Annotated in this window: 22 protein-coding genes and 1 pseudogene; 11 read left to right on the top strand and 12 right to left on the bottom strand. The window is 64.9% G+C overall.

Features of this window, described 5'->3' with window-relative positions; all coding sequences use genetic code 11:
- Positions 1 to 272 precede the first annotated feature (272 nt).
- On the top strand, positions 273 to 1,436 hold the full coding sequence (locus BRAD285_RS17755; protein WP_006613452.1) for an autotransporter outer membrane beta-barrel domain-containing protein: 1,164 nt from the start codon (positions 273 to 275) through the stop codon (positions 1,434 to 1,436).
- Positions 1,437 to 1,439: 3 nt separating this feature from the next.
- On the opposite strand, the gene BRAD285_RS17750 is transcribed toward BRAD285_RS17755, so the two are convergent.
- Positions 1,440 to 2,483: a LysR family transcriptional regulator gene (locus BRAD285_RS17750; protein ID WP_006613453.1), complete on the bottom strand. Its 1,044-nt coding sequence runs from the start codon at positions 2,481 to 2,483 to the stop codon at positions 1,440 to 1,442.
- 55 nt (positions 2,484 to 2,538) lie between these two features.
- Here BRAD285_RS17750 and BRAD285_RS17745 point away from each other — a divergent pair, with 55 nt between their 5' ends.
- The 3 genes from BRAD285_RS17745 to BRAD285_RS17735 are packed head-to-tail and all read left to right on the top strand — an operon-like array spanning position 2,539 to position 4,368.
- Positions 2,539 to 3,180, top strand: a complete 642-nt coding sequence (locus BRAD285_RS17745; protein ID WP_006613454.1) for a hypothetical protein — start codon at positions 2,539 to 2,541, stop codon at positions 3,178 to 3,180.
- Positions 3,167 to 3,790, top strand: coding sequence for a GNAT family N-acetyltransferase (locus BRAD285_RS17740; RefSeq protein WP_006613455.1), 624 nt, complete (start codon positions 3,167 to 3,169; stop codon positions 3,788 to 3,790). The genes BRAD285_RS17745 and BRAD285_RS17740 overlap by 14 nt, the downstream gene beginning before the upstream one ends.
- Positions 3,790 to 4,368: an isochorismatase family protein gene (locus tag BRAD285_RS17735; RefSeq protein ID WP_006613456.1), complete on the top strand. Its 579-nt coding sequence runs from the start codon at positions 3,790 to 3,792 to the stop codon at positions 4,366 to 4,368. The genes BRAD285_RS17740 and BRAD285_RS17735 overlap by 1 nt, the downstream gene beginning before the upstream one ends.
- A gap of 10 nt (positions 4,369 to 4,378) precedes the next feature.
- Here the strand turns inward: BRAD285_RS17735 and BRAD285_RS35825 are convergent, their stop codons facing one another.
- Positions 4,379 to 4,555 (bottom strand): hypothetical protein, encoded by a 177-nt coding sequence (locus BRAD285_RS35825; protein WP_172889789.1) that lies wholly within the window; start codon positions 4,553 to 4,555, stop codon positions 4,379 to 4,381.
- A gap of 41 nt (positions 4,556 to 4,596) precedes the next feature.
- Here BRAD285_RS35825 and BRAD285_RS35820 point away from each other — a divergent pair, with 41 nt between their 5' ends.
- Positions 4,597 to 4,764, top strand: coding sequence for a hypothetical protein (locus BRAD285_RS35820; protein ID WP_006613457.1), 168 nt, complete (start codon positions 4,597 to 4,599; stop codon positions 4,762 to 4,764).
- A gap of 98 nt (positions 4,765 to 4,862) precedes the next feature.
- On the opposite strand, the gene rnd is transcribed toward BRAD285_RS35820, so the two are convergent.
- Both rnd and BRAD285_RS17725 read right to left on the bottom strand, forming a co-directional pair.
- A complete protein-coding gene (gene rnd / locus BRAD285_RS17730; protein ID WP_006613458.1) occupies positions 4,863 to 6,011 on the bottom strand; it encodes a ribonuclease D in 1,149 nt (382 codons plus the stop codon).
- A gap of 397 nt (positions 6,012 to 6,408) precedes the next feature.
- Positions 6,409 to 7,884: a YdiU family protein gene (locus tag BRAD285_RS17725; RefSeq protein ID WP_006613460.1), complete on the bottom strand. Its 1,476-nt coding sequence runs from the start codon at positions 7,882 to 7,884 to the stop codon at positions 6,409 to 6,411.
- Positions 7,885 to 8,123: 239 nt separating this feature from the next.
- On the opposite strand from BRAD285_RS17725, the gene aspS reads away from it, so the two are divergent.
- On the top strand, positions 8,124 to 10,028 hold the full coding sequence (gene aspS / locus BRAD285_RS17720; RefSeq protein ID WP_006613461.1) for an aspartate--tRNA ligase: 1,905 nt from the start codon (positions 8,124 to 8,126) through the stop codon (positions 10,026 to 10,028).
- Between the two features lie 161 nt (positions 10,029 to 10,189).
- Here aspS and BRAD285_RS17715 read toward each other — a convergent pair whose 3' ends face one another.
- Complete coding sequence (locus BRAD285_RS17715; protein ID WP_006613462.1) at positions 10,190 to 10,777, bottom strand: cytochrome b; 588 nt, start codon at positions 10,775 to 10,777, stop codon at positions 10,190 to 10,192.
- Positions 10,778 to 11,376: 599 nt separating this feature from the next.
- On the opposite strand from BRAD285_RS17715, the gene BRAD285_RS17710 reads away from it, so the two are divergent.
- Positions 11,377 to 12,930, top strand: coding sequence for an ABC transporter substrate-binding protein (locus tag BRAD285_RS17710; protein WP_006613463.1), 1,554 nt, complete (start codon positions 11,377 to 11,379; stop codon positions 12,928 to 12,930).
- A 31-nt stretch (positions 12,931 to 12,961) separates the two neighbouring features.
- On the opposite strand, the gene BRAD285_RS17705 is transcribed toward BRAD285_RS17710, so the two are convergent.
- Together BRAD285_RS17705 and BRAD285_RS17695 are read right to left on the bottom strand one after the other, a co-directional pair.
- The gene (locus BRAD285_RS17705; protein ID WP_244422292.1) at positions 12,962 to 13,381 is read right to left on the bottom strand and encodes a LysE family translocator; all 420 of its coding nucleotides are present in this window, start codon (positions 13,379 to 13,381) and stop codon (positions 12,962 to 12,964) included.
- Between the two features lie 823 nt (positions 13,382 to 14,204).
- Positions 14,205 to 16,187 carry a hypothetical protein gene (locus tag BRAD285_RS17695; protein ID WP_006613466.1) on the bottom strand — a complete coding sequence of 661 codons (1,983 nt, stop codon included), beginning with the start codon at positions 16,185 to 16,187 and terminating at the stop codon, positions 14,205 to 14,207.
- A 241-nt stretch (positions 16,188 to 16,428) separates the two neighbouring features.
- Between BRAD285_RS17695 and BRAD285_RS17690 the strand changes: the two genes are divergently transcribed.
- Both BRAD285_RS17690 and BRAD285_RS17685 read left to right on the top strand, forming a co-directional pair.
- The gene (locus BRAD285_RS17690; RefSeq protein WP_006613467.1) at positions 16,429 to 18,741 is read left to right on the top strand and encodes an NADP-dependent malic enzyme; all 2,313 of its coding nucleotides are present in this window, start codon (positions 16,429 to 16,431) and stop codon (positions 18,739 to 18,741) included.
- Positions 18,742 to 18,888: 147 nt separating this feature from the next.
- On the top strand, positions 18,889 to 19,344 hold the full coding sequence (locus BRAD285_RS17685; protein ID WP_006613468.1) for a DoxX family protein: 456 nt from the start codon (positions 18,889 to 18,891) through the stop codon (positions 19,342 to 19,344).
- A gap of 9 nt (positions 19,345 to 19,353) precedes the next feature.
- Here the strand turns inward: BRAD285_RS17685 and BRAD285_RS17680 are convergent, their stop codons facing one another.
- The 4 genes from BRAD285_RS17680 to BRAD285_RS17665 form a co-directional block, all read right to left on the bottom strand.
- Positions 19,354 to 19,914: a dihydrofolate reductase family protein gene (locus BRAD285_RS17680; RefSeq protein ID WP_006613469.1), complete on the bottom strand. Its 561-nt coding sequence runs from the start codon at positions 19,912 to 19,914 to the stop codon at positions 19,354 to 19,356.
- A 19-nt stretch (positions 19,915 to 19,933) separates the two neighbouring features.
- Positions 19,934 to 20,893, bottom strand: a complete 960-nt coding sequence (locus tag BRAD285_RS17675; protein ID WP_006613470.1) for a polysaccharide deacetylase family protein — start codon at positions 20,891 to 20,893, stop codon at positions 19,934 to 19,936.
- A gap of 174 nt (positions 20,894 to 21,067) precedes the next feature.
- A complete protein-coding gene (locus BRAD285_RS17670) occupies positions 21,068 to 21,643 on the bottom strand; it encodes a glutathione peroxidase (RefSeq protein WP_035647588.1) in 576 nt (191 codons plus the stop codon).
- Positions 21,644 to 21,797: 154 nt separating this feature from the next.
- Complete coding sequence (locus BRAD285_RS17665) at positions 21,798 to 23,531, bottom strand: L,D-transpeptidase family protein (RefSeq protein WP_006613473.1); 1,734 nt, start codon at positions 23,529 to 23,531, stop codon at positions 21,798 to 21,800.
- 224 nt (positions 23,532 to 23,755) lie between these two features.
- Between BRAD285_RS17665 and BRAD285_RS17660 the strand changes: the two are divergent.
- Positions 23,756 to 24,308, top strand: a pseudogene (locus BRAD285_RS17660) (CreA family protein).
- Here BRAD285_RS17660 and BRAD285_RS35815 read toward each other — a convergent pair.
- Positions 24,298 to 24,510, bottom strand: coding sequence for a hypothetical protein (locus BRAD285_RS35815; protein ID WP_006613477.1), 213 nt, complete (start codon positions 24,508 to 24,510; stop codon positions 24,298 to 24,300). The pseudogene BRAD285_RS17660 and the gene BRAD285_RS35815 overlap by 11 nt on opposite strands.
- Positions 24,511 to 24,836: 326 nt before the next feature.
- Between BRAD285_RS35815 and BRAD285_RS17650 the strand changes: the two genes are divergently transcribed.
- Entirely contained in the window at positions 24,837 to 25,229 is a 393-nt protein-coding gene (locus BRAD285_RS17650) for a hypothetical protein (protein WP_050886921.1), read from the top strand.
- Positions 25,230 to 25,244 lie beyond the last annotated feature (15 nt).

The following is a 25,244-nucleotide window of genomic DNA, read 5'->3' as shown; positions in this document are numbered from 1 at the left end:
GCTGAATTTCAGGTGTAACGAAACGCACAGTCGAACGGCCAGATCCGATTGTTGTCGGGATTGCAACACGATTTTTCGGCGATAGCAAGTTTGCCGGGCAGATGAGAACGCGTCGCGGAGTCGCGCCTGCCGTGCAGAGGCGTTGTGGCGCGGGAACCACTATCCTGCTGAGGGCAGGTCCGAAGGCGGTGATCGTGATTGACCGCCGCTGGGACTGCGGGCAAATCCTGCCAGGGAATTTTTAAGCAATTTGAGCGCGCGACGGGACGGCGATGCGGGGACCATCTCAGGTCAGACGAGGCGAACGATCCTTGGCCGGCGCATGCCTCGCAGTGTCGTTCGCCGCCGCGCTCGCAGCCGGGGTTCCGGCGTTGCGTTCGGCTCATGCCGCAAGTCTCCCCAGTATCGCGGCCAGCCCCACACCTACGCCTACTCCGACGCCGACACCGAGCCCATCGCCCAGCCCGGTTCCGGGCGCGATTAGTTCTGACCTGTCCTCCGGCCGGTCAGTGCTCGATCTCGGATCGAATTTTCTCGAACGGCTCGGCAATCAGGCGACGTTCGGAGGCAGCAGGCTGCAGCGCAGCAATCCCGGCGGCGGGGGTGCGTCCGAAGCGGCGGAGCAGCCGAGGTTCCGGACCTGGGGCGAGGCCTATGGCCTCAACGCGCGCTCGAGCGCGCAAGGTGATTTCGTCGGCGACAAGAGAACCACCTGGGGCGGCGTCGCTGGTGTCGGCATGCGTCTGGCTCCCGGCGTGAATGCCGGGCTGTCGATCGACCAGAGCCGCACCCGCGTCGACGTGCCGCTCGCGCTGCAGTCCGCCACGCTGGACCTCACCCAGTTTGGCTTCAACGCCTCGGTCGACCACGGTCCCTGGACCTGGGCCATCGCCATCGTCCACGGCTTCGGCGGCATCAATGCGCGACGCCAGACCAGCCTGGGGGCTAGCACCGCGGGCTACGGCGCCCATATCACCGGCGTACTCAGCGAGCTCGACTACTACTGGAGCTCCGGCGAGAGCCGGGTGGTCCCGAAGCTTGCTTTCGAATATGCGCGCGCCACGACCGCGGCGTTCCAGGAGGCCGGTGGTCTGGATCCGCTGGCGGTCAGCGGCACCTCGCTGGAGCGCGGCCGCGTACTGGCGGGCGCCGAGGTGGGCCGATACTTCATCCTGGACGGCAAGATCCTCGACGTCTCGGCCTACGGCAAGTTCGTCGACAATTTCATGCAGAATCTCGGCGCAATCACGGTCAGCCTTGGTGCGCAGAGCATTACGCTGCAAGGCCTCGGCGAAGGGCGCTACGGCGCCGATACCGGCGCCGCCCTGTCGTTGTCGCTGAACAGCACGGCGCGCGTCTACCTCAACTACGACGCCAAACTCCGCTCGGTGCTGCAGTCGCACCAGGGCACGCTCGGGCTTGAGCTCAAGTGGTAGCGGTCAGACCGGCTTCGGCGCCACGTAGCCATTGAAGCCGACGACCTCGCGCGCCTCGGCCATCAGCGGCACGAGATCGGTGGGATGGATGAACTCGTCCCGGAAGCAGGCGTGCACCTTCGGATCGAAGATGCGTTTCAACCAGTCGATCACCACCTTGTGCCGATCGGACGTGCGGAACTCCTTGTGATAGGTGAGCCACAGATCCATGTGGTAGTTGATGCCGAGATCGACGGGAACCAGCGGCGCGCCGAGGGCGATGGCCGATGTCGGCAGAAAGCCGATGCCGGCGCCGCGCTCGACGGCGTAGAGCACGGCCACGCTTGAATTGGTGGAGATGCCGACGATGCCTTCCAGCGACTCCAGTCCGAGGATGCGCGCATAGCCCGTCTCGTCGAGCTGCACGCCGTGCTGCTTGACGATCCGATGGTTCTTCAGATCGGCCAGCGATGTCGGCAGGCCATGCGCCTCGCGATAGGCCTCGGACACGAAGCCGTAGATGTGCAGCCGCCCGAGCTTTGCGACGATCACGTCGGGGTTGGTCGGCCGTTCGAACTGGATCGAGATGTCCGCCTCCAGGCGCGAGACGTCGGCCTGCTGCATCGCGCAGCTCAGATCGACGGTGATCCTGCGATAGGTCTTCTGGAAATCGATCAGTCGCGGCAGGATCCAGAAATTGCCCGGCCCCTCCGTCACGGCGACACGCACCGAGCCTTGCGTATCGGTCGAAAGCGAGGCGCGCCGGAAGATGTTGAAGCTCAGCCGTTCCATCTGTTCGACGTCGAACAGCAGCGATCGACCTTCGTCACTGAGCGACAGGCCCGATTGATCACGAATGAAGAGCTTGAAGCCGAGCTCGTCCTCCAGCCGATCGATCTTACGCATCAATGTGGTTCCGGTGAGGCCGAGAACCTCCGCCGCGTTCCTGAAACTCCGGTGCCGGGTACATAGTAGAAATGCTCTTAAATCTTCCCAGGACGCATTAAGCGTTTCGTCAGATTTCCCGCGCTGCGTGGATGCAGCACCCCGATGCAAATGTTGCCGCATACACTCCAGCCCCGACAAGTATGATGACGTCATCAAAGCCAAGCTGGAAACATAGATGCAGATCCTGCAGCGCGGAAGCACAGAATTCACAGCGAGACATCAGCTGGACGCATTGCCGCTAACAGAAATGATCGCAGCACATCCGGTCACGCCCGATCTGCTGGGCGAGCTCGCCGCACTGGCGCGGCGGGAAATTCCGGGGGTGCGCGCGTCCGAGCGTGAGCTCGCGGAGTTCTTGCGGCACGACCCGGAGTCGATCTTCGCGCTCTGCCGCGGCAAGCGGCTGCTCGGCGGCATTGCCTTTCTCTATCTGAATTGCGCCGGCCTCGACGCGCTGCTGCTGGATGAGTTCAATTTGAACGAACCGCCGCGCCAATATCTGGCGCGACCCGACGAAGACGCTGCAGCGATCTATGTCTGGGCGCTGGTGGCGCGGGGACGCGGCGCCGTCGGGCTCGGCAACGTCGCCCATGCGATGCGCGCGCCGCGATATCGCGCGGCTGATTACTATGCGCAGCCATCGAGCGCGGAAGGACGGGCGTTCCTCGGTGCGCTCGGCTTCGCGCCGCTTGCGAGTTTTCAGCCGGATCTCTGGTGGTACCAACGCCCCTGGAACCGTCTGCCGGAGGTGCTGGCGCCTTCGCTTCAATCGACCACGCAGTTCGTGAAAGGGAGTCTGGCGGATGCACGGCATTAGTTCGGTCAAGACGACGAAATCGAATCCACGTGCGATCACGGTGCGCATCGCGCGCGATCCGAACGATCTGATGCTCGTCACCGCGATCCGGTCGGCGGTCTATCTCGCCGAGCAGGATTGTCCGATGGAGGAGGAGTTCGACGGCAACGATCTCGTCGCCGCGCATTTCCTCGGCTTCGTCGGCAACGAGCCGGCCGGATGCGTGCGTGTGCGCTTCTTCGGCGAGTTCGCCAAGGTCGAACGGCTCGCCGTGCGCCATCAATATCGGCGCTCGCGGCTGTCGTTCAAGCTCGTCCGCGAGGCGCTGGATTATTGCCGGCGCAAGGGCTTCAAGAAGGCCTATGGCCATGCGCAGGATCGCCTGGTCGACTTCTGGGCTCATTTCGGCGCCAAGCCGCTCGGCCATAATCGGAAGCTGACCTTCTCAGATTTCTCCTACACGGAGATGGTGCTGGATCTCGAGCCGTGCTCCGATGCGATCACGCTCGACAGCGATCCCTACATGATCATTCGTCCCGAGGGCGATTGGGATCGGCCGGGCGTGCTCGATCTCTCCGCAGGGCGTCCGGCGTCCTCGCCCTTGCGTGAATTTGCTGCAGCGAGACCCTGATGCAGAGCCGCGATCCGTTCGGCGCGACCGACACCGACCCGCCGGTTCTGGTGTGCGCCGATCTGCAGTGCGAATATCTCGCTGAAGGACGCAAGCACCTGATCGCGGACGGCGAGGTGGTCATGACCCGGTGCCGGCAGTTGATCGAGCTCTGGCGCGATCATCTCTGGCCGGTGGTCCACCTCAAGCGGATTGCTCGGGCGGCCTGGTTCAACCCGGCCTCCAACCTCACGAACTGGCTCGATGACTTCAAGCCGAAGCCGGGCGAACTCACGTTCGAGCATCCGCTGCCATCGGCCTACAGCTCGGCGCGGTTCGCCGACTACATGTCGAACATGCGCAGCATCCGTTGCGTGATGCTCGGCTTCTCGCTGGACGAGACGATCCTCTCGACGGTGGTGGACGGTTTCCATCGCAGCCACCGCTACCAGGTGATCGGGGATGCGGTGGCCTGCCGCAAGGCCTGTGACGGTGACGTCGTCGCCTACAAGCTGGTCGTGACCCGGGTGATCGGCAATTTCGCGGGCATCATCGACAGCGCTGAACTGATCGGGGCGAGCGGCCGTCTCGCGGTGTGAGACGGCGCCGTCAGCAGCCTGCGAGCCGCTCCGCTAGTTCGATCACCATGCGCCGATCCGATGGGTTGGTGATCTTGTTGAATGCAACGACCAGACGCAACGCCTCGACGACGTGCAAATCAACAGGATTTTCGCTCAGCAGCCGCAGCAGCTTCTGTTCCGGCGGCTCGCAATCGTCTTTGCTCACACGGGCAGCTCCAGCACCGACATCACGATCGAGACCACGACATGACCCGAGAGGAAGAGCTCAAAGAGTTGGCGAGCAGCCTCCAGGCGGCCATCGCGAGGGCGCGCCAGCTCAACCTGCCGACGAGCGCCTACATCCTTTCCTTGGCCCTGGTCGAGGTGTCCCAGACAATCGAGGCGGAGTTGAGGGGCTCGGCCGATTCAGAGTGAAAGTGTGGCAGAATCGCCGCGCATGCGGCGCTCCGCAATCACCTGGGTAAATTCCCTGAGCGGCAACCGATCGTAGTGTCGTGAGGGCCAGCAGTCCGTCAGGTCCTGTCGACGCGGATCACGCGGCCCTTGTCGATGGCCAGCGCGAGCTTGCCGTGCTTCAGCGCCAGCGCGGCCTCGCCGAACAGCTCACGGCGCCAGCCCTGCAGTGCAGCGACGTCGGCATGGTCGTCGGCGGCGATCTGCTCGAGATCGTCGACGGTGGCGATGACCTTGCTGGCCACCGCATGCCGTTCCGACGTCATGCGCAGCAGGACCTTGAGCAGTTCGACGATCGCAGCGCCGTTGGAGTTGTTGCGCGGCTTCTCCAGCTTCGGCAGGGCGGCGAGGTCACGGGCCAGCCCGCGCTGCACGGCGGCGACGATGTCGGACCCCCATTTGGAGCGTTCGAAGCCCTTGGGCAGCGAGCGCAGGTTGCCGAGCTTCTCGATCGAGGTCGGCGCGTGTGTGGCGATGTCGCCGACCGCGTCGTCCTTCATCACGCGGCTGCGCGGCACGTCGCGGCTCTGCGCCTCCTGCTCGCGCCAGGCGGCGACCTCGATCAGCACCGCCAGCTCCTTCGGCTTGCGGACACGGGTCTTCAGCCGTTCCCAGGCGCGTTCGGGATGGAAGTCGTAGGTCTTGGGCGAGGTCAGGATCTCCATCTCCTCGCTGACCCAGTCGCTGCGGCCGCGCTTCTTCAGGTCGGCGTCCAGGGCTGCGAACACGTCGCGCAGATGGGTGACGTCGGCCTCGGCGTAGTGGGCCTGCTCCTTGGTGAGCGGGCGGCGCGACCAGTCGGTGAAGCGGTGAGTCTTGTCGGGGCGGTGGCCGGTGATGCGCTCCACCAGCTGGTCGTAGGCGATGCTATCGCCGTACCCCAGCACCATCGCGGCGACCTGGGTGTCGAAGATCGGGTGCGGGACGATGCCGGCGCGGTGCCAGATGATCTCGATGTCCTGGCGGGCGGCGTGGAAGACCTTCAGGACCTTCTCATTGGCCATCAGCTCGAAGAAGGATTTGAGATCGATCCCTTCCGCGAGCGCGTCGATCACCACGGCCTCATCCGCGCTGGCCAGCTGCACGACGCAGAGCAGGGGGTAGTAGGTGGTTTCCCGCAGGAACTCGGTATCGACGGTGATGACCGGGTGCTGGGCGAGGCGGGCGCAGGCGGCTGCGAGGTCCGCGGTGGTGGTGATCAAGTCCATGAACGATCCATGACGAGGCTCTTACGCCGTCGTCCGAAAACGCTGACAAGTCAAGGGTGTCGGCAAAGGGTACGAGACGAAATTCATCTCCGCTTGTCGGCCTTATCGGGCCGGAACGCAAGCGCCGCAATGTCAGCTGATCGCTCTATGGTTGATGCCGGGCGGTCCCGTAGAGCCCTCAGTGATGCCGGACGCGGCCGGACGGGCGCCGTCCGGACGGCACCGCCAGCACGATCAGGCACAGCGCGATCATCGCCAGACCCATGAATTCGAACACCAGCGCGTCCACGTCTCAGACCTCCGAGTTGTTGCTTCAACTTGTCGGGGCTGCGTTGATCGTTTCTTAAGGACCCCGGCGCGGTCGAGGCGATGGTGGACGCGAAGTTAAGACTGCGTGTCAGGTGCCGCAGAAGGTCTGCAGCACGCGCTCCTCAGGCTGCGGCGGCTCGGCATAATCAGCCCGCTCCGGCTGGTCCTCATAGGGCCTTGCCAGCACCGCATGCAGCTCTTCGAACGGCTTGTAGTCGTCGTTCTCCACGGCTGCCGTGATGACCGCCTCGATGCGGTGGTTGCGCGGGATGAAGGCCGGATTGACCTTGCGCATGGCCTCGCGCCGCTCGGCCGGCGTCTGCGGTTCCTGGGCCAGGCGCTGCTGCCAGCGCGCCGCCCATTCGTCGAAGCCGGTGGGATCCTCGAACAAAGCGCGGACCGCGCTGAGATCGCCGCTGCCGGCGGCGTCGCTGAGCCGGCGGAAGGTCAGAGTGAAATCGGCCTTGGCCGCGGCCATGGTGTCGAACAGCGCCTGCGCCAGAGGCTGGTCGCCCTCCGTTTGCGTTGATAGCCCGAGCTTGCGGCGCAGGCCGGCCTGGTGCGCCTCGGTGAACTGGGCGGCAAAGCCGTCGAGCGCGGCTTCGGCCTGCTTGATCGCCTGGTCCTTGTCGGGGTCGAACAGGGGCAGCAGGCATTCGGCCAGCCGGGTCAGGTTCCACATCGCGATGCGCGGCTGGTTGGCGAAGGCGTAGCGGCCGAACTCATCGATCGAGGAGAACACCTGCTTGGGATCATAGGCATCCATGAAGGCGCAGGGGCCGTAATCGATGGTCTCGCCCGAGACGGACGTGTTGTCGGTGTTCATGACGCCGTGGATGAAGCCGACCAGCAGCCAGTCGGCGATCAGCTTCGCCTGCCGGGAGATCACCGCGTCGAGCAGCGCGTGATAGGGCCGCTCGGTGCGGGCGAGATCCGGATAATGCCGGCTGATGACGTGGTCGGCGAGCCGGCGGACGGCCTCGACGTCCTGACGCGCGGCGAAATACTGGAACGTGCCGACCCGGATGTGGCTGGTGGCGACCCGCGTCAGCACCGCGCCGGGCAGGGCGGTGCCGCGATAGACCTGCTCGCCGGTGACGACCGCCGCCAGTGATCGGGTCGTCGGGATGCCCAAGGCCGCCATCGCCTCGCTGACGATGTATTCGCGCAGCACCGGCCCCAGCGCCGCGCGGCCATCGCCGCGGCGCGAGAACGGCGTCGGGCCGGAGCCCTTGAGCTGGATGTCGCGGCGGACGCCGTTGCGGTCGACCACCTCGCCGAGCAGCACCGCCCGGCCGTCGCCGAGCTGCGGCACGAAATGCCCGAACTGGTGCCCGGCATAGGCCATCGCGATCGGCTCGGCCCCCTCCGGCACGGTCTTGCCGGCCAGGATCTCCGCGCCCTCCGGCGTCTCCAGCTCGGCCGGGTTCAGCCCGAGCTCCTCGGCCAGCGGTCGGTTGAGCTTGATCAGCCGCGGCGCGGCAACGGGGGTCGGGGCCACCCGGGCAAAGAAATTGTCCGGCAGCGCGGCGTAGGAGTTCTGGAAGGGGAAATGCACGGTCATAACTCCAAGATAGGCGCAAGGCGGCCGGTTTTCGAGCCCAAACGGCCGTCAGATGAGCGCTTCAGCGCCAGCCCAATTCGGCGGCAGCGCCGGTGGTTGCAATGAGGGCCTCCGGGGCGGAAAAGCCGTTCCTGCGGTTGCCGCGCCGGGGCGGCTCGGCTAAACCCAGCGCGCATTCGGCCTGCGCCTTCAAGGCTGCGCCGATTCCCTTTTCCTCACGCCGACCATTCAGGACGACCATGCATCGCTACCGGACCCATACCTGCGGCGCGCTCCGCGACAGCAACATCGGAGAGACGGTCCGGCTGTCCGGCTGGTGCCATCGCATCCGCGACCATGGCGGCGTGCTGTTCGTCGATCTGCGCGACCATTACGGCATCACCCAATGCGTCGTCGATCCCGACTCCAAGGCGTTCGGCCTGGCCGAGAAGCTGCGCTCGGAGTGGGTCGTGCGCATGGAAGGCAAGGTGCGCCATCGGCCCGCGGGCACCGAGAACGCGGAGCTGCCGACCGGCCAGGTCGAGCTCTATGTCGCCGACATCGAGGTGCTGGGCCCCGCGGCCGAGCTGCCGCTGCCGGTGTTCGGCGAGCAGGACTACCCCGAGGACATCCGGCTGAAATATCGCTTCCTCGACCTGCGCCGCGACAGACTGCACCAGAACATCATGACCCGCGGCGCGATCATCGATTCGATGCGCCGGCGCATGAAGGAGCAGGGCTTCTTCGAATTCCAGACCCCGATCCTGACCGCGTCGTCGCCGGAGGGCGCGCGCGACTTCCTGGTGCCGTCGCGCATCCATCCCGGCAAGTTCTACGCGCTGCCGCAGGCGCCGCAGCAGTACAAGCAGCTGCTCATGATGAGCGGCTTCGACCGCTACTTCCAGATCGCGCCCTGCTTCCGCGACGAGGATCCGCGCGCCGACCGCCTGCCTGGCGAGTTCTATCAGCTCGACGTCGAGATGAGCTTCGTCGAGCAGGAGGACGTGTTCGCGGCGATGGAGCCGGTCATCACCGGCGTGTTCGAAGAGTTTGCTAAGGACAAGCCGGTTACTAAGGGGTGGCCGCGGATTTCTTATTCGGCGTCAATTCGCGCCTTCGGCTCAGACAAACCAGACCTGCGGAATCCGCTGCTAATTCACGACGTCACACACATTTTCCGAGATTCCGGGTTTGGCTTGTTTGCACGCGGGATCGCAAACAACGAGAAAGTTCGGATTTGGGCCATTCCGGCTCCCAAGGGTGGTAGCCGGGCGTTCTGCGACCGCATGGACAGTTGGGCCAAGGGGGAGGGACAGCCCGGTCTAGGCTATATTTTCTGGAGGGACGGCGACGTTGCCGGAGCAGGACCAATTGCCAAGAATCTCGGTCCAGAAAGAACCGCAATCCTCATGCGAGAGCTTAATGGTCGATTAGGGCAATTCGTCCGGTTACCCGTACCGGTCGAGGAACAGACCATGCTGGAAAGCTTCCTGGACGAAAATTTTCCGATCGAGGTAGCTCGGCCATACCGGGATTTGCGATCCAATGGTCTGCTCGATGGAGATGCCGTTTTCTTCGTGATGGGAGTGCCGAAAGACATCTATAAGTTCGCCGGCCTCGTTCGAACGAAAATCGGCGAGGAAATGGGACTTATTGATAAGGATCGCTTCGAGCTTGCGTGGATCGTCGACTTCTTGATGTACGAGTACGATGAGCAAGAGAAGAAGATCGATTTCTCCCATAACCCGTTCTCAATGCCGCGAGGTGGCTTGGAAGGTCTTCAGGCGGAAGATCCACTGACCATCCGGGCATTCCAGTATGATATTGTCTGCAACGGCTACGAGATCGCCTCCGGCGGCATCCGCAACCACAAGCCGGAAGCGATGGTGAAGGCGTTCGAGATCGCGGGCTATGGCGAGCAGGAGGTGGTCGACCGCTTCGGCGGCATGTACCGCGCCTTCCAGTACGGCGCGCCGCCGCATGGCGGCATGGCCGCCGGCGTCGACCGCATCGTGATGCTGCTCTGTGGCACCACCAACCTGCGCGAGATCTCGCTGTTCCCGATGAACCAGCAGGCCATGGACCTCTTGATGGGCGCGCCGTCGGAAGCGACGGTCAAGCAGCTCCGCGAGCTGCACATCAAGCCCAACTTGCCGAACAAGTAGTTCGGCAGCGTTCGAATGTAGGGTGGGCAAAGCGGCCGCCGTCAGGCGGCAGCGTGCCCACCGTTCATACGCGCATTCCGCGTGAGATGGTGGGCACGGCGCTCCCACAGATGGCCGTGAGGAGAGTGCAGGGGAGCGCCTTTGCCCACCCTACGTCCCCCTCACGCCACCGACCGCCCCGGCAGCATCCGCGTCAGCACGCCGTCGCGACGGACGACGTGATGAAACAGCGCGGCGGCGACGTGCAGGGCCACGACGACCCACGCGATCCATTTGCCGACGAAATGGTGGACCGCGTCGACCGGCGGCTCGAACCCCTCCCAGGTGATCCCCCATTGCGACTCCATCCAGCCGAACAACGCCGTCTCGCGAAAGCTCGGCAGCGCGAACAGTCCGAAATCGGTCGGCGCATCGGTGCCGATATAGCCGGTCAGCGGCATCAGGATCAGCAGGCCGTAGAGGCCCCAATGCGCTGATTCCGCGAGCCACGCCTCGGCATGCGAGGCGTGCGGCTGATCCGGCTGCACGTTGACGAGCCGCCACAGCAGGCGCGGCAACACCGACAAGCCGACGATCATGTCCAGCACCCAATGGATGTTGAGCACCGGCAGGACCTCGGGTGCAGTGTCGTCCATGAACCAGATCACGTAGTAGACCACCGCATAGGCCGCAATGAACGCCGCCGCGCTGGTCCAATGAAAGATCTTGGCGACCGCGCCAAACTCCAGCTTCGTATTCGTCCACGGCATTCCAGGTCCCCTCGCACATCACGCCGCACCGCAGCTAACGACCTGCTGCTATCGTCAAACCGCCGGTTCAGCCAGCGGCCTGCGCCGGGACCGAGCGGCTCCCCGGGTCAATTTCCTCTCACCGGGTCGTTATCGATTGCGAGCTGCGGCATGTCGTCGCCAGTCCTCCCGCATGGCGCGATCTCGCTCGGACGCAAGATGACCCAGCCTTGAAGGCGTCGCCGTGCATTTGATGGTCTCGCGTTAAGGCTGGTTAAGACTGCCAACAACTTCTCGCGGCGTCCGATAGCGTCCGGACCGGGTTGGATGCTTGGCAGCGCTCTGCGCCGGCGCCATCGTCCGGCCGGCGAGGCAAGCCATAGAGCAATGCGGCAAACCGTTGATTCCGAGAACTAATCGCGCAGGTCGGCTGTTAGTTCGGCGCCTTGCGTGTGGTCGCTCGTCGCGTCATCTCGCGGGACGGCGCGTGGCAGGCTCCCGGCCAGTCCGATCGGACGAATGGTTGTTGCGGTGTCATGCAACCCGTCCTTAATAGGATTGCTGTCTGACTCATGTAGTGAGCATGGCCAACCAATCAGAAGAAAACGGATAGTTCAAATATGACCGTTCGCTGGTGTGCGCTCCTTCTCGGTGTCTGCTTCCTCGCTTCTCCCGCCTCCGCTCTTGCCATCTCTCCCGATGCTGTTCGTGATCTCGCCTCCCGGGTCGGCCCGGTGGTCGGCCAGGCCGCGACCTGCCGCGAGATCGCCCAGGGGCGGGTCCAGACCATCATCGATCAGTTCAGTGAGGTGATCCGCCAGGGTTCGTCGAACACCGGCGAGCGCGATGGGCTGATCCGCAGCTTCAACAGCTACATCGCCGAGGGCCGCGGTCGCGTCGCGTCCTCGCAGGTGAATTGCCAGACCGCTGAGCGTCAGTTGGCCGAGCTCGAGCGGTCGCTCAGCCAGCAGCAGTCGGCTGCGCCCAGCCTGTCCTTCTCCCTGGCGCCCTCGACGGCGGCTGCCGCAACGCAGCCCACCGCCAACCTTCCGCCGCCGCTGCCGCGTGGCGTCAGCGAGACCGAGATCCGTTTCGGCACCGTCATTCCGTTCTCGGGTGTCCGCAAGGAGTCCGCGCGCCAGATGAAGGTCGGCATCGAGACGGCGTTCAACCGCGCCAACGACGCCGGCGGCATCAACGGCCGCAAGCTCAGGCTGATCGCGGCCGACGACGCCTATGATCCCTCCAAGACGATCGGCGCGATGACGCACCTCTACGAGAAGGAGCAGGTGTTCGGCTTCATCGGCAACATGGGCACCGCCAACAACGCGCTGGCGATCCCGTACGCGCTGGAACGCCGCGCGTTGTTCTTCGCGCCCTATAGCGGCTCGGCCATCGTGCGCCGCGACCCGCCCGACCGCTACGTCTTCAACTACCGTGCGAGCTACGCGGAGGAGACGGCGGCGATCGTCCACTATTTGATGAAGGTCAAGCGCATCCCCGCCAAGCAGATCGCGGTATTCGCGCAGAACGACGGCTATGGCGACGATGGCGCCAACGGCGTCGCCAAGGCGTTCCGCGCGCAAGGCATCACCGATCCGATCATCCGCTACGGTTTTCCGCGTGGCACGCTCGAGGTCGATGAGGCCGTCAGCCAGCTGAAGGCGCAGAAGCCCACGATCAAGGCCGTGATCATGATCGCGACCGACCGCGCGGCGGCGAAGTTCATCGAAAAGACCCACGAGGCCGTGCCGGGGCTGATCTACGCCAACATCTCCGCCGTCGGATCGTCGTCGCTTGCGGCGGAACTGAAGCTGCTCGGGCCGAAATACACCAAGAATGTGATCGTCACCCAGGGCGTCCCGTCGGTCGCCGGCTATTCGAGCCTGGTGCTCGACTACAAGACGGCGCTGGAGAAGTACTTCCCGGGCGAGGCGCCGGACTACACCTCGCTCGAGGGCTTCATCTCGGCGAACATCCTGATTCAGGCGCTCAAGCAGACGACGCCGCTCGACACCGAGCGCTTGGTCGACACGCTGGAGTCGATGCAGAACATCGATCTCGGCCTCGGTAGCAAGCTGTCGTTCGGCCGTGCCGAGCACCAGGCCTCGCACAAGATCTGGGGCACTGCGCTGGACGAGACCGGCACCTACCAGGCGATCGAGCTGGAGTAGGCACGAAGCATAGTGGCGTGGCGAGCGCAACTCAGCTCGCCCGCCTCGCCAGCAGCAGTGCGCCGCCGAGTCCGCACATGACGACGCCCGAGGCCTTCCGCATCCGCGTCACGAGGCTCGGGCGTGTGACGAGCCCTTGCCGGGCCTTGGCCGCCCACCATGTCACCGCCAGATCGACGCTGGTGTTGAGCGCCACGGAGATCAGCCCGAGCACGACGAACTGCGCGGCGACGTCGCCTGAGGGATCGACGAATTGCGGAAGGAAGGCCAGGAAGAATGCCGCCGTCTTCGGATTGAGCGCCTCCACGATGATGCCGTCGCGAAACGCCTGCCGGCTGCCGGTCGTCGTCACCTCGGCCGGCCCCACGACCCGCGCGTCGCGCCAGGTCTTCACGCCGAGCCAGATCAGGTAGAATGCCTTGCGCCTCATGTTCTCGACGGCCACAGTCATGCTCGTCCAGGACCAAACGGAAAGAGGCTGCATCGGTACACAGGCGCGCCTTGCGTTGATAGCTGAAGCACGGTGCGATCGTGGTGAGTAATCAGACTAATAGGGATGCCGTACGTCTCATTTGCGCCCGACGGGCAATTGTCGCATCCGACGCATGCGCAAACTGCCCGTCGTGTTAGTTCGTCGCAAACATTTCCCTTGCGCCGTCGGGCAAATCACATCCACATTTCCGGCCATCCCGCCTCGATGAAGAGGGACGGTTCGCGGTCGTCACGAGACGTGAGGCGGGGAGGCGGTGGCTGCATCGTGTCGCAACGTGCGTAAGTGCGTGGACGAACGACACGGTGCAGGCGGTCAAGTCGCGTGGTCTCGACACCCCGACGCTGGTGTCCAGCGCAATGCGCGTCAGCGTATTGTCGCCATGGTGGCCAACAAGCCGGCGCACCAGGGAGAGCGCGAAGCAGCCGACAAGCCCACCGCGCAGGGAATGCCGGATGACCGGCTGAACCTGTGGTACCTGCCGCCTGCATTTTCTTACGCAGGCGGGCCATGGGTTGCGGCCAGCACCCGGCATTCCCTGCGCCCTCTTCGTAGGAGAGAGGGGCGAACGAACGGAATAACTCGGGCGTAGTCAGCCGCGGGATCGCGGAGGTGTGTCCGTCAGCTCATCAAAGTGATTGCTTAGAGCGACGACTACATGCGGGGGACGCGTCGTAGATCAAAGGGATTGCGTTGAAGTTGAAGTTGGGGCGGCGGCCAACGCTCTCTCTCCCCGGAAGGACGGGGAGAGAGAGCGCCGTTTGCGCGAGGTGGGAGTGAACAACTACGGCGCCGTCTGCGCCTTGATCTTGAACTGCGCCAGGGCGCTCGGCGGGTCGATGGCGATCAACTGGGCGAGCTGCATGGCCGGGACCTTGGCGCGTGGCGAGAGCTTCAGCGTGAAGGTCTGGCGCGGCCTCTCGACGAAGCGGCCGAGCGCATCCACCGCGCTTGCCACGTCGGCATTGTCGGCTGCGACCTGCGCGCCGATCGCCTTGATGCTGTCGACCAGCGCCTTGCGCGCGGCATCGCGGGGGATGGAATGGCCGCGCGCGTAGTTGGCGACGAGCACGTCGACGGCGCCGAGATCGCGCAGCGTCAGAGCGAGGCCGGCCGCCTCGATCTTCTCCGCCGCAATCATGGCCTGCTGCACGTCGACCGTGAACACCTCGCGCGGCACCTGCGCCAGCGACACGGTGGCGGAGGCGGCGACGAGATTGCTGACTTCGAGCTTGAACGGCTCCAGCGCGAAGGTCCCAGCGCTCTCGGTCCAGCCGAGGCCGAGATCGGCATCGAACGCGGCGGTGTCGATGCCGGCGACCAGCAGCGGCAGCAACGCCGGGTTCGACGGATCGAGTGGCCCGGCCATCTTGGCGACCAGGCGCGCCTTGGTCGGGATGGGACCGACGAACTGGCCCCAGTCGAGGCTGATATTGTCGATCTGCACCGGCTTGTCGCCGGTCGTGTAGGGCGTCGTCAGCGCCTTCAGCTCGACGCCGTCGAGCATCTTGAACAATTCGGCGGCGTCGGCCGCGGCGGGCTTGGCGCCGGCGGCGGAATATTTGGCTGCGAAATGCATCAGGCCGGCGAAGTCGAAGCCCTTCAGGGCGAAGCGGCCGAGCTTGACCGGCCCATTCGGCGCGCGGCCGTCGAGACCCTCCACGGCGATGTCGCCCTTGCCGTCCTTCAGGTCGGCGCGGATCGCCGCGAGCTTGAACGGGCCCTGCGGGGTTTCCACCGCGAGGCCGCGGATCTCGGCATTGCGTATCGCCATGCCTTCATAGACGCCGGCGACCCGCTCCATCAGATCGCGTCCCTGCTCGGGCGTGGGAGGGCCGGACGGCATGGTCGGCAAGGCTGCGATCAGCGCCGGCAGTTGCAGGCGCGACGGACGGACGTTGAACTCGTCGAGCGTCGCGCCGTCGATGCGCATGCGTATGCCGGCCGACGAGTTGATCTCGTAGGCTCCCATCGTGACCTTGCCGTAGACGCGGTAGGTGCGATCGTCCTTGGCGGCATCGGGACTGAGCAAAGCGAGGAGCGCGTTGGTGTCCAGGTCGTGGTGAACGATGTCCGCGATGCGTCCCTGCATCTTATCGGCCTTGCCGCCAGGCTGTTGCGGGCTCATCGTGAAGGTGACCTCGTCGAGCTTGTAGCTCGCGATCCGGCCGGCCTTGATGCCGTCGAAGCTCAGCCCGGAATAGGTGAATTCGGCCGGGCCGGTCGCGGCGCCGCCGTCCATGGTGCCCGTGGTGCGCGGCACCGTGATCGAGGTGGCGTTGATCGCGACGAACTGCTGGACGAGCGCCCGGTAGACGTCGAGCGTGCCGGTGCCGGCAGGGATCGCGGCGAACCGGGCGGGGCCGGCATAATCCTTCACCACCAGTTGAGGCATCTTGTAGCTGATGCGCAGCGCGGCGGGGCCGGCGGCCTGGCCGCTCATCGTCACGTCGTTCAGCTCAATGCTGGCCGCGGAAACGTGCTCGCTGTCGGGCTGGCTCAGCCCGGTCGCGGTGACGGTGCCGAAGCTGGCGCTCGCCGGTGGCTGGCTGGCCGATTCCAGCTTGACGTCGGCGATCGTCAACTTGCGCGACCAGAGGTCGAAGGCGACCTTGCCGTGGGTGGCGGTGGCGCCGCTCTGGCGGATCTGGGCGAAATTGGCCTCGACCTCGCGCTCGGCGCGCGCCTGGGCGTACCAGGGGACGCCGATGAAGCCGGCTGCGCCCAGGGCTACCGCTACGAGGACTGCGATGACGACACGTTTCATTCGATATGCTCCGCCCAACGCTTAGGCAGCAGGAGGGTGATGGTCTCAGGGAAATCGATGGAGTAGGGATGTACTTCTGCGAATTAAGGAATCGCTGGCCCGGGATGCCGACGAACATGGTTTCGGATGTTGCATGAAAGCCGTCCAACGTGCATCACATGCGCTTCCACCGGCCGGAAAAACCGACGTCTGAACGAAACGCAAGAGACCAAAATTCCGGGTCGGAAACGCTGGAGCACGTATGTCGTCGTCCTATTCTGAAGATCTTCGTTCCGCAGCCCTGGCCTATCACCGCCTGCCGCGGCCCGGCAAGCTGGAGATCCAGGCCTCCAAGCCGCTCGCCAACCAGCGTGACCTGGCGCTGGCCTATTCCCCGGGCGTGGCGGCAGCGTGCACCGAAATCGCCAACAATCCGGCGGAGGCCGCCTCGCTGACGGCGCGCGCCAACCTCGTCGCCGTCGTTTCCAACGGGACCGCCGTGCTCGGCCTCGGCAATATCGGCCCGCTGGCCTCCAAGCCGGTCATGGAAGGCAAGGCGGTCCTGTTCAAGAAATTCGCCGGCATCGACGTGTTCGACATCGAGATCAATGCCGAGACGATTGATCGCGTGGTCGAGACGGTGGCCGCGCTGGAGCCGACCTTCGGCGGCATCAATCTCGAGGACATCAAGGGACCGGAGTGCTTCGAGATCGAGGCGCGGCTCAAGGAGCGGATGAAGATCCCGGTCTTCCACGATGATCAGCACGGCACCGCGATCATCGTCGGCGCCGCGATCAAGAACGCGCTGTCCCTGGCGGGGAAGCAGCTTTCCGAGGTCAAGATCGTGACCTCGGGCGCGGGCGCCGCCGCGATTGCCTGCCTCAATCTGCTCGTCTCGATGGGCGCGAAACGCGAGAACATCTGGGTCTGCGACATCGACGGTGTGGTGCATGAGGGCCGCAACACGCTGATGGATCCGTGGAAGGCGGTCTATGCGCAGAAGACCGACAAGCGGACCTTGGCCGATGTGATCGGCGGCGCCGACATCTTCTTAGGGCTCTCCGCCGGCGGCGTGCTGAAGCAGGAGCTGCTGAAGCAGATGGCCGAGAAGCCGCTGATCATGGCGCTGGCCAACCCGAACCCTGAGATCATGCCGGAGGAGGCGCGCGCGGCGCGGCCGGACGCGATGATCTGCACCGGGCGTTCGGACTTTCCGAACCAGGTCAACAACGTCCTCTGCTTCCCGTTCATCTTCCGCGGCGCGCTCGACGTCGGCGCGACCGCGATCAACGAGGCGATGAAGCAGGCGGCGGTCGATGCGATCGCGCAGCTCGCCCAGGACCCGCCGTCGGACGCGGTGAGCCGCGGCTTCGACACCGGCGAGACCCAGGGCTTTGGCCCGGGCTCGCTGATCCCGTCGCCGTTCGATCCGCGCCTCATCCTGCGCATCGCGCCGGCGGTGGCGAAGGCCGCGATGGAGTCGGGCGTGGCGACCCGGCCGATCACCAATTTCGACGAGTACACCGCGCTGCTCGAGCGCTTCGCGTTCCGCTCCGGCCTCGTGATGAAGCCGGTGTTCGCGAAAGCGAAGGCGCAGCCGGTGCGCGTGATCTACGCCGAGGGCGAGGACGAGCGCGTGCTGCGTGCCACTCAGGTGGTGCTGGAAGAGAAGCTGGCGCGCCCGATCCTGGTCGGACGTCCGAGCGTCGTCGAGGCGCGCATCAAGCGCTTCGGCCTGTCGATCAAGGCCGGGCGTGACTTCGATCTCGTCAACCCCGAGGACGATCCGCGCTACCGCTCCTATGTGCAGAGCTACATCGAGATCGCCGGCCGGCGTGGTGTGACGCCGGATGCGGCGCGCACGGTGGTGCGCACCAATGCCACCGTGATCGCTGCGCTCGCAGTCGTGCGCGGCGAGGCGGATGCAATGATCTGCGGCGTCGAGGGCCGCTACATGAGCCATCTGCGTCACGTGCGCGAGATCATCGGCTTCATGCCGGGGGTCAGCGACTACGCGGCGCTGGCGCTCACCATCACCAGCAAGGGCGCGTATTTCATCGGCGATACCCAGGTGCGCCCCGATCCGACAGCCGAGGAGCTCGCCGAGATGGCGTCGCTCGCGGCCAATCACGTCACGCGCTTCAACATCAAGCCGAAGATCGCCTTCGTCTCACACTCCGATTTCGGCGGCTACGACACGGATTCGTCCCGTAAGATGCGGCAGGCCACGGCGCTGCTGAAGCAGCATCGCCCGGACCTCGAAGCGGACGGCGAGATGCAGGGTGATACCGCGCTGTCGGCGACCGCGCGCAAGGCGATCCTGCCGCATTCGGATCTCGAAGGCTCGGCCAACGTGCTGATCATGCCGAACCTCGATGCCGCCAACGTGGCCTATCAGATGATCAAGGTGTTGGCGGATGCGGTTCCGGTTGGGCCGATCCTGATCGGCCCCGCGCGCCCGGCGCATATCTTGACGCCGTCGGTGACGGCGCGCGGCATTCTCAACATGACGGCGGTGGCCGCCGTCGAAGCCCAGGAGCGGGCGGGGAGGGCGCAGCCGACGCTGTTTGCGTGATCCGCCTGACGTGATCGAAGTGTGGCGGAATTCGTCCGGTTTCGGTCGCATTCCGCCCGCCTTTGTTGGTGAAAAGCGTTCGCGATGTCACACATCCGGCCGCGTAGGCCGGCGGTATCTGTTTGAAGTTCAGCCGTGAGGGCGAGAATGCCGGGTTTCATTACGTTCGGGCGCGTTCTGTTCGCCGTGATCTTCATCTATTCGGGCGCGACCAAGCTGTTCGGCATTCCGGTGACCGCTGACATCATCGCCGCCAAGGTCACGATTCCGCCGCTGCTCGCGCCCTATGCGGCGCAGCTCGAGGCGGCAGCGAAGATGCCGATGCCGCAGATCCTGGCCATTGCCTCCGGCGCCTTCGAGGTGTTCGCCGGCGCGATGATCGCGCTGAATTTCCTCGGGCGGTTCTTCGCGGCGCTGATGATCCTCTTCGTCGGCGCGACGATCTTCTACTTCCACGATTTCTGGAACCAGACCCCGCCCGACAACGCCAAGACCCTGATCGACGCGCTGAAGAACCTCTCGATCATCGGCGCGCTGTTCATGATCTTCGGCTACGGCAAGGGCCCCAAGGCGCCTGAGCAAAGCGCCTATGGCGACATCTGACGGTCCGGATCAGGCTGCGCGCTGCCAGGCGGTGACGCTGACGTCGTGGTCGGGATCGAGCATCAGCTGATTGGCCGGTGTCAGGCCGTGCGCCGTCAGCACCTGCTGCGGCGACCGGCCGGGGCCGACCTCGGTGAAGCAGGGCGCGCCGCCGGGCAGTTGCACGCGGGGTGCGAGTGACAGGAAGAAGGTATCGTAGCGGTCCATGAACATGTCGAACACGACGGGGCCGCCAATGATCGCCACGGTGCCGGTCGCGACGCCCGCGGCCTCGCAGGCCTGCTCGAACGAGGCGCCGACGGGGTTCCACAGCGTGGAGAGCGGCTTGTCCGGATCGGGCGCCAGCGCTTTGACCTTGCGGGTCACCACCAGCCGGCGGCGCTTCGGCGAGTTCGGCTGGTCCTCATAGGAGTTGCGGCCATGGACGATCAGATCGGCGCCGTCCAGCGCGCTGGAGAAGAACTGAGCGTCACCCGGGAATTTGAGAACCCCGGGCATCACATTATCCGTATCGGCCAACATGCCGTCGGCCGATACGATCACATAACCTTCAATACGAAGCTTGGTCACTGACGAAAGGAATCCTGTCTCATTCGGATACTGTCGTCACAACGCTCGAGACCGGCCGTTGGCTCACCGTCGGTAGCTTCGCGACCTTGCCGAGCTGCTCATCATATTGCGGCAGCGACTGCACCGGCGCCTTGGCGCGCATCGCGACCACCTTATAGCCGCCGGCCTTCAGGCGGCGCAGCATCTCGGGCAGGGCTTCGGCGGTGTGCTTGTGGAAGTCATGCATCAGGATGATGCCCTTGCCGAGCTTGTCGAGCTTCTTGAAGGTGACGTCGATCACCGCCTGCGCGTTCTTCGCCTTGAAGTCGAACGAGTCGAGGTCGCAGGAGAAGATGCCGATGTTGCGGGTGCCGAGATAGGTCACCATCTCCGGCGGGTGCTGCAGCGCCGGGAAGCGGAAGAACGGCGCTGGCGAGTTGCCGCCGAGCGCCCATTTCACGGCGCTGATGCCGAGCTCGATCTCTTCCTTGCGCTGGTCCTCGGTGAGCTTCTTGTTGGTCAGCGCGGCATGCGACCAGGTGTGCGTGCCGACCGTGTGGCCGGCGTTGTAGACCTGCTTGAGGATCTCCGGATAGTAGGTCGCGTGCTTGCCGATGATGAAGAAGATGCCCGTCGTGCACTGGTCCGCGAGCGCCTTGAGCACGCCGGGGGTGTTCTCCGGCCACGGGCCGTCGTCGAAGGTCAGCACGACTTCATGGTCCTTCAGGAAGTCGAGGTCCTTGAAGTGCTCGAAGCCGAAGCCGGGGCCGCCGGTCGTGTCGATCTCGACGGTGCGGCCGACACCGAGCGCCTCGGGGTTCATGCAGGGCGCGCGCGGCGGCTGGGCCTGGGGCGCAGCCGCTTGGGCTGCGACCGGCACCGGAGCTGCAGCGGGCGTCGGCGCTGCCGCCGTGCGCTGCGCCTGCGACCAGGCGGCGCCAGACGCCAACAGCGAGGCCGCCAGAGAACCTGCGAACACCAATCCAGCCGCAATCCGCATCGTGTTTCCTCGGGGGTTGTTGCAACGGGAGCGTCGGGGATCCAGAGTCGCTCCACCATCCGGCTTGGAATACTACCCCAGCGGCCGGATCGGCGCCAAAAGGAAACGAGGCAAAAACACGGGGAAGTTGCCGGCTCCCGCCGCATTCTTGCCAAGTGTTGCTTAAAGGGAGGCTCAGCCGGCGGCGAGCATCCGGGCCACCGCGGTTTTGACCCGCGTATCGGTCGGCTCGACCGACGAGGCGAACACGTCGGCGATGTAGCCGTCGCGGCCGACCAGGTACTTGTGGAAGTTCCAGCGCGGGGTCTCCTTGGGCCGCGCTTCGGCCGCCCAACGGTAGAACGGATGGGCGTTGGAGCCCGTGACGACAGCCTTCGACGTCATCGGGAAGGTAACGCCGTATTCCTTGTTGGCGAGCTCGGCAATGTCGCCACCGATCCCCGGCTCCTGGTTGAAGTCGTTCGATGGCACCGCGATGATGGTCAGGCCGCGCTCATGGAACTCGCTCCAGAGCTGCTGCAGCCCGGTATATTGGGGCGTGTAGCCGCATTGCGAGGCGGTGTTCACGACCAGCACCGGCTTGCCGGTGAAATCGGCCAAGCGAATCGGCTCGCCCGACGGCACTGGGAAGGTGAAGCGGTAAGCCGTGGTCTTGCTCACCGCGTTGTCGGCGTGAGCCGCGCGCGACGCGAGCATTGTGCCGGACAAGGACGCGCCGAGGCCGAGAACAACCATCCTGCGATCGATCATGTGAATCTCCCTGTGCAGAGCCAGCCCCGTCAGCATGCATGCGCCCGCGCTCGGCCGGCCGTTGTATCAACGGGCGCGGCATTGCGTTGGATCAGGCTGCTTTCCAGCAAGGGATACCCTTGCCCTGGGGCGGAAAGAGGGAGGTCGTCGGTCGTCAGCGCAGCGAAACGATGAAGTCGGTGCCTTCGCCGGTCTCGCCCTGGTTGATGCCCTGGTCGGAGACGATCAGCGAACTTCCGGTCGACAGCGCCTCGCCGAGCCAGGCCATGACGTCGGCAGGGATCGTGATGCGGTCGAGCGCTTCGGACGGCGTGCTCAACACGACCGCCGGCTTTGTTTCGACATGCGCCTCCGCGACCTTCTTGCCGCGTCGGACCGCCTTGTCGGCCCCTTCATTGGCTGCGGCGCCGCGCGCCGAGGTCGGCAGCGAGATCACCGTCCAGCGCATCGTTGCCGGATCCGCCTTGTCAGTCGCCGCGGTGAACACGTGGGTGCCGAGCGGCTTGTCGGAGGGCGCGATGGTCACTGCCGTGTTGAACACCGGCGCGAAGTTCTGGCGGACGTAAAGCTTGGAATCCTTGCGGCTGATGAAGATCGCGATCTGGCTGTTGCGCTTCAACTCCGGCTTCGGTGCGATCGGCTTGTCGGGCGCGGCGACGCGGGATTGGTCCTTGGTGAGATCGTTGGCATCGGCAGGCTTTGCCGGAGTGTCGGCGGTCGTCGTGGACGGCCCGGCAGGCTGGTCGGCGATCTTCGCGTCACCAGCCTTTGCCTCGGCAGGCTTTGCTTCGTCGGGCTTGAGGTCGGTGGATCCCGTCGCCTCCGCATGGCCCCTGTCGCTCGGTGCGGGCTGGCTCGCCAGAGCCGGTCCGGTCTCGCTCTCAGCCGGCTTGGGCTCGTCCGAAGTCGCGGCTTCGGCCTTGACCGGCGCAGCGCTTGAGGTGGGCGCGGCCTCGCTGGTTGTCGTGTCGGCGACGGCAGGCTTCAGATCGGCGGCTGGATTGGGAGCTTCGCTCGTGTTCGACCGCGGTTGTTCGGCGCTCGGCGAAGCGATGGAGGTCGTGGCCGGCATGCCGGTGGCGTTGCTGGCATCGGCGGTTCGCAACGGGCGGGCGGCCGCACTGATGTCGCTGGCGCCCTCAGCGTGGCCGATCGTGGCGCGCAGGTCGATCGTGGCAACGGTGATGGTCGGCGTCGCCACGGCTGCGCCCTTGTCCGACTTGGTCCCAGGAGCGCTGGCGTCGGGCTGCACCGCGGCGCTCGGCTGCGGCGCCTTCAGTGCGGCGAGCATCGGATGTGAGAAGCTGGCCGGCGCCACCTCACCTGGCGTCACGAGAACGCGCGATCCCATCCGCGTCCAGCCATAGATCTTGGGTGCAAAGCTCGCGGGCATGCGGATGCAGCCATGCGAGGCGGGATAGCCCGGAAGAACGCCGGCATGGAGCGCGACGCCAGACCAGGTGATGCGCTGCATGAACGGCATCGGCGCGCCGCTGTAGATGTTGGAGCGATGGAATTTCTGCTTCTGGATGACGCTGAACACGCCCATCGGCGTGGAGTGCCCCTTCATGCCGGTCGAGACCGGCGCCTCGGCGAACAGGCCGTTGGCGTCATACACCTTGACTTGCTGTTTGTTGATCGACACAGCGATCGTGAGCGGCCCCTGTGGCTTGGCTGCTTCCTTCTCGATCGTCGCGGTCTTCTTGACCTTCGGCTTGCGGGGCGACATCGCCGGACGCACAGGTGGCGCGATGGTGACCGGCTGCTGGTCATTCCAATAATAATAGGACGCAGCGTCAGCCCATGATGTGGCGGCTAGAACAAGCGGTACTGAAACGATTGCTGCACAAAAGAACCGCCCCCTGGCGGCTGCACGAACGCAGAGCATTCCGGCAAATCCTCAAGAACCATCTGGTCTTTAGTGTCGCAGACGGAGTCTGCGTTCACCAGCTTGGGGCTTCTGCCCGCCCTGATTTTCGTTCCGATCGTAGCAGAAAAGCCTCACATCCCGTTAAACGCGCATCGCGCAGCGGCAGGCAGTGCCTTCCTTGCAGGCGTTTGTGTTCCTACATGGGCGGTACGCCGAGCATCGGCGGTATAACGGAGACCGACATGTCGTTCAGAGCCACCAAACGGTTTGATCTGTGGCTGAAAACCTTAGCATTCCTATCGCTTATTGGACTGTCCTCGCCCGTGGTGTCAGCCTACGCCGCCGATGAGCCGGATCTGATCTTCCGTCGGTCGACGGTGTTCAAGCTGCTGAGCCCGAATGACAAGCTCGCCACCTATGGCGTTGATGATCCAGAGGTTGAGGGCGTGGCCTGCCACTTCACCGTTCCTCAGAAGGGCGGCTATGCCGGCTGGCTTGGCCTTTCCGAGGAGGTCTCGGACATCTCGCTCGCTTGCCGGCAGATCGGACCGATTCGCTTCAAGCGCAAGCTGCGAGCAGGCCGACGACATGTTCCGGCAGCGGCGGTCGCTGTTCTTCAAGAAGATGCAGATCGTGCGCGGCTGTGACGCCAAGCGCAACGTGCTCGTCTACATGGTCTATTCCGACAAGCTGATCGAAGGTTCGCCGAAGAACTCGACGTCATCGGTCCCGGTGATGCCCTGGGGCAAGTCCGACGATGGTGAAGTCCAGAAGTGCGGCGACTTCATTCAATAGGAAGTGCACCGATCGCCGATCGGCTGTCCGTCTTGCCATGCAATCTGCGTTGGCCCGGATCGTGGCAGCCGATCAGTTGGACCAGGCTTTGCGGTGTCGAGCCAGCAAAGCTCTCGCGACTCTGCTGAGCCATCGGTGCGGACAGCGGACTGCGCCGGTGCTGCGTTTTGGCGGCGGAGGCAGGGATGGGCGTCTTGTTCATGTGGCAGCGTTACAGCACCGATCTTAAGAAGCCCTGCATGGCCCGAATCTGAGGTCGGGCCGCGCGGTCAATTGCTTCCGTGCCGATCCACCGCGTGGGCATCCCCTGTTTGATGGACGCCGGAGCTTCTCGTTTGGATTGCATTTTGTGTCGTCGGGCAAGCCGCACGAAACAAAACAGCGGTCGACGAAACCATTTCAGGCTTGTGGCGCCGCCCGGATGAAACGTGAAATGGCTATGAAACATCGGCGGGCGGCGATGTCATCCATTGTGTCGTCCGGTTCGGCGCGGGTGTCATGAGAAGAATACGAGGCCAGCGGTCCATCATGCTCATTCGACTGGGTGCTGCGGCGCTGGCCGTTCTGTCCTGTCTCTCCTGGTCTCCTGTCGATGCCCAGCCTGCAGCGCAATGGTCCGATCTGCGGAGCGAGTTCGTCCGTCAATGCGCCCCTCACATGATCGGCCGATGGGGGCATCCCGAAGCTGTCTGCTCCTGCCTGCATGACCAGGCCGCTGCCGTGGTGGAGGATGTCGATCTGCGCGAGGCACTGCTGCGCGGGATCAGGGAGACCGGCGTGCCCACGATCGAGACGGCGTGGGTGCCGCCGGCCAAGCGGGGCGAGATCGGCCCAACCTTCACCAGGATCGCCAAACCTGCTCTGCAATGCCTGTTCGATCCACCCGCTGACCATCAGACGGCCGACGTGCCGCAGAACTGAGCGCTGACCACGTCG

It is taken from the genome of Bradyrhizobium sp. ORS 285 (genome assembly GCF_900176205.1).
GTDB lineage: Bacteria > Pseudomonadota > Alphaproteobacteria > Rhizobiales > Xanthobacteraceae > Bradyrhizobium.
Note: the sequence above shows the minus strand (reverse complement) of the source record. Positions and strands in the feature narration are given on the sequence as shown.

Bases quoted from the DNA above. Each gene is read 5' to 3' on its own strand.
- BRAD285_RS17755 (WP_006613452.1), top strand. From the start codon at position 273: ATGCGGGGACCATCTCAGGTCAGACGAGGCGAACGATCCTTGGCCGGC.
- BRAD285_RS17750 (WP_006613453.1), bottom strand. From the start codon at position 2,483: ATGCGGCAACATTTGCATCGGGGTGCTGCATCCACGCAGCGCGGGAAA.
- BRAD285_RS17745 (WP_006613454.1), top strand. From the start codon at position 2,539: ATGCAGATCCTGCAGCGCGGAAGCACAGAATTCACAGCGAGACATCAG.
- BRAD285_RS17740 (WP_006613455.1), top strand. From the start codon at position 3,167: ATGCACGGCATTAGTTCGGTCAAGACGACGAAATCGAATCCACGTGCG.
- BRAD285_RS17735 (WP_006613456.1), top strand. From the start codon at position 3,790: ATGCAGAGCCGCGATCCGTTCGGCGCGACCGACACCGACCCGCCGGTT.
- BRAD285_RS35820 (WP_006613457.1), top strand. From the start codon at position 4,597: ATGACCCGAGAGGAAGAGCTCAAAGAGTTGGCGAGCAGCCTCCAGGCG.
- rnd (WP_006613458.1), bottom strand. From the start codon at position 6,011: ATGGACTTGATCACCACCACCGCGGACCTCGCAGCCGCCTGCGCCCGC.
- BRAD285_RS17725 (WP_006613460.1), bottom strand. From the start codon at position 7,884: ATGACCGTGCATTTCCCCTTCCAGAACTCCTACGCCGCGCTGCCGGAC.
- aspS (WP_006613461.1), top strand. From the start codon at position 8,124: ATGCATCGCTACCGGACCCATACCTGCGGCGCGCTCCGCGACAGCAAC.
- BRAD285_RS17715 (WP_006613462.1), bottom strand. From the start codon at position 10,777: ATGCCGTGGACGAATACGAAGCTGGAGTTTGGCGCGGTCGCCAAGATC.
- BRAD285_RS17710 (WP_006613463.1), top strand. From the start codon at position 11,377: ATGACCGTTCGCTGGTGTGCGCTCCTTCTCGGTGTCTGCTTCCTCGCT.
- BRAD285_RS17705 (WP_244422292.1), bottom strand. From the start codon at position 13,381: ATGACTGTGGCCGTCGAGAACATGAGGCGCAAGGCATTCTACCTGATC.
- BRAD285_RS17695 (WP_006613466.1), bottom strand. From the start codon at position 16,187: ATGAAACGTGTCGTCATCGCAGTCCTCGTAGCGGTAGCCCTGGGCGCA.
- BRAD285_RS17690 (WP_006613467.1), top strand. From the start codon at position 16,429: ATGTCGTCGTCCTATTCTGAAGATCTTCGTTCCGCAGCCCTGGCCTAT.
- BRAD285_RS17685 (WP_006613468.1), top strand. From the start codon at position 18,889: ATGCCGGGTTTCATTACGTTCGGGCGCGTTCTGTTCGCCGTGATCTTC.
- BRAD285_RS17675 (WP_006613470.1), bottom strand. From the start codon at position 20,893: ATGCGGATTGCGGCTGGATTGGTGTTCGCAGGTTCTCTGGCGGCCTCG.
- BRAD285_RS17670 (WP_035647588.1), bottom strand. From the start codon at position 21,643: ATGATCGATCGCAGGATGGTTGTTCTCGGCCTCGGCGCGTCCTTGTCC.
- BRAD285_RS17665 (WP_006613473.1), bottom strand. From the start codon at position 23,531: ATGCTCTGCGTTCGTGCAGCCGCCAGGGGGCGGTTCTTTTGTGCAGCA.
- BRAD285_RS35815 (WP_006613477.1), bottom strand. From the start codon at position 24,510: ATGAACAAGACGCCCATCCCTGCCTCCGCCGCCAAAACGCAGCACCGG.
- BRAD285_RS17650 (WP_050886921.1), top strand. From the start codon at position 24,837: ATGCTCATTCGACTGGGTGCTGCGGCGCTGGCCGTTCTGTCCTGTCTC.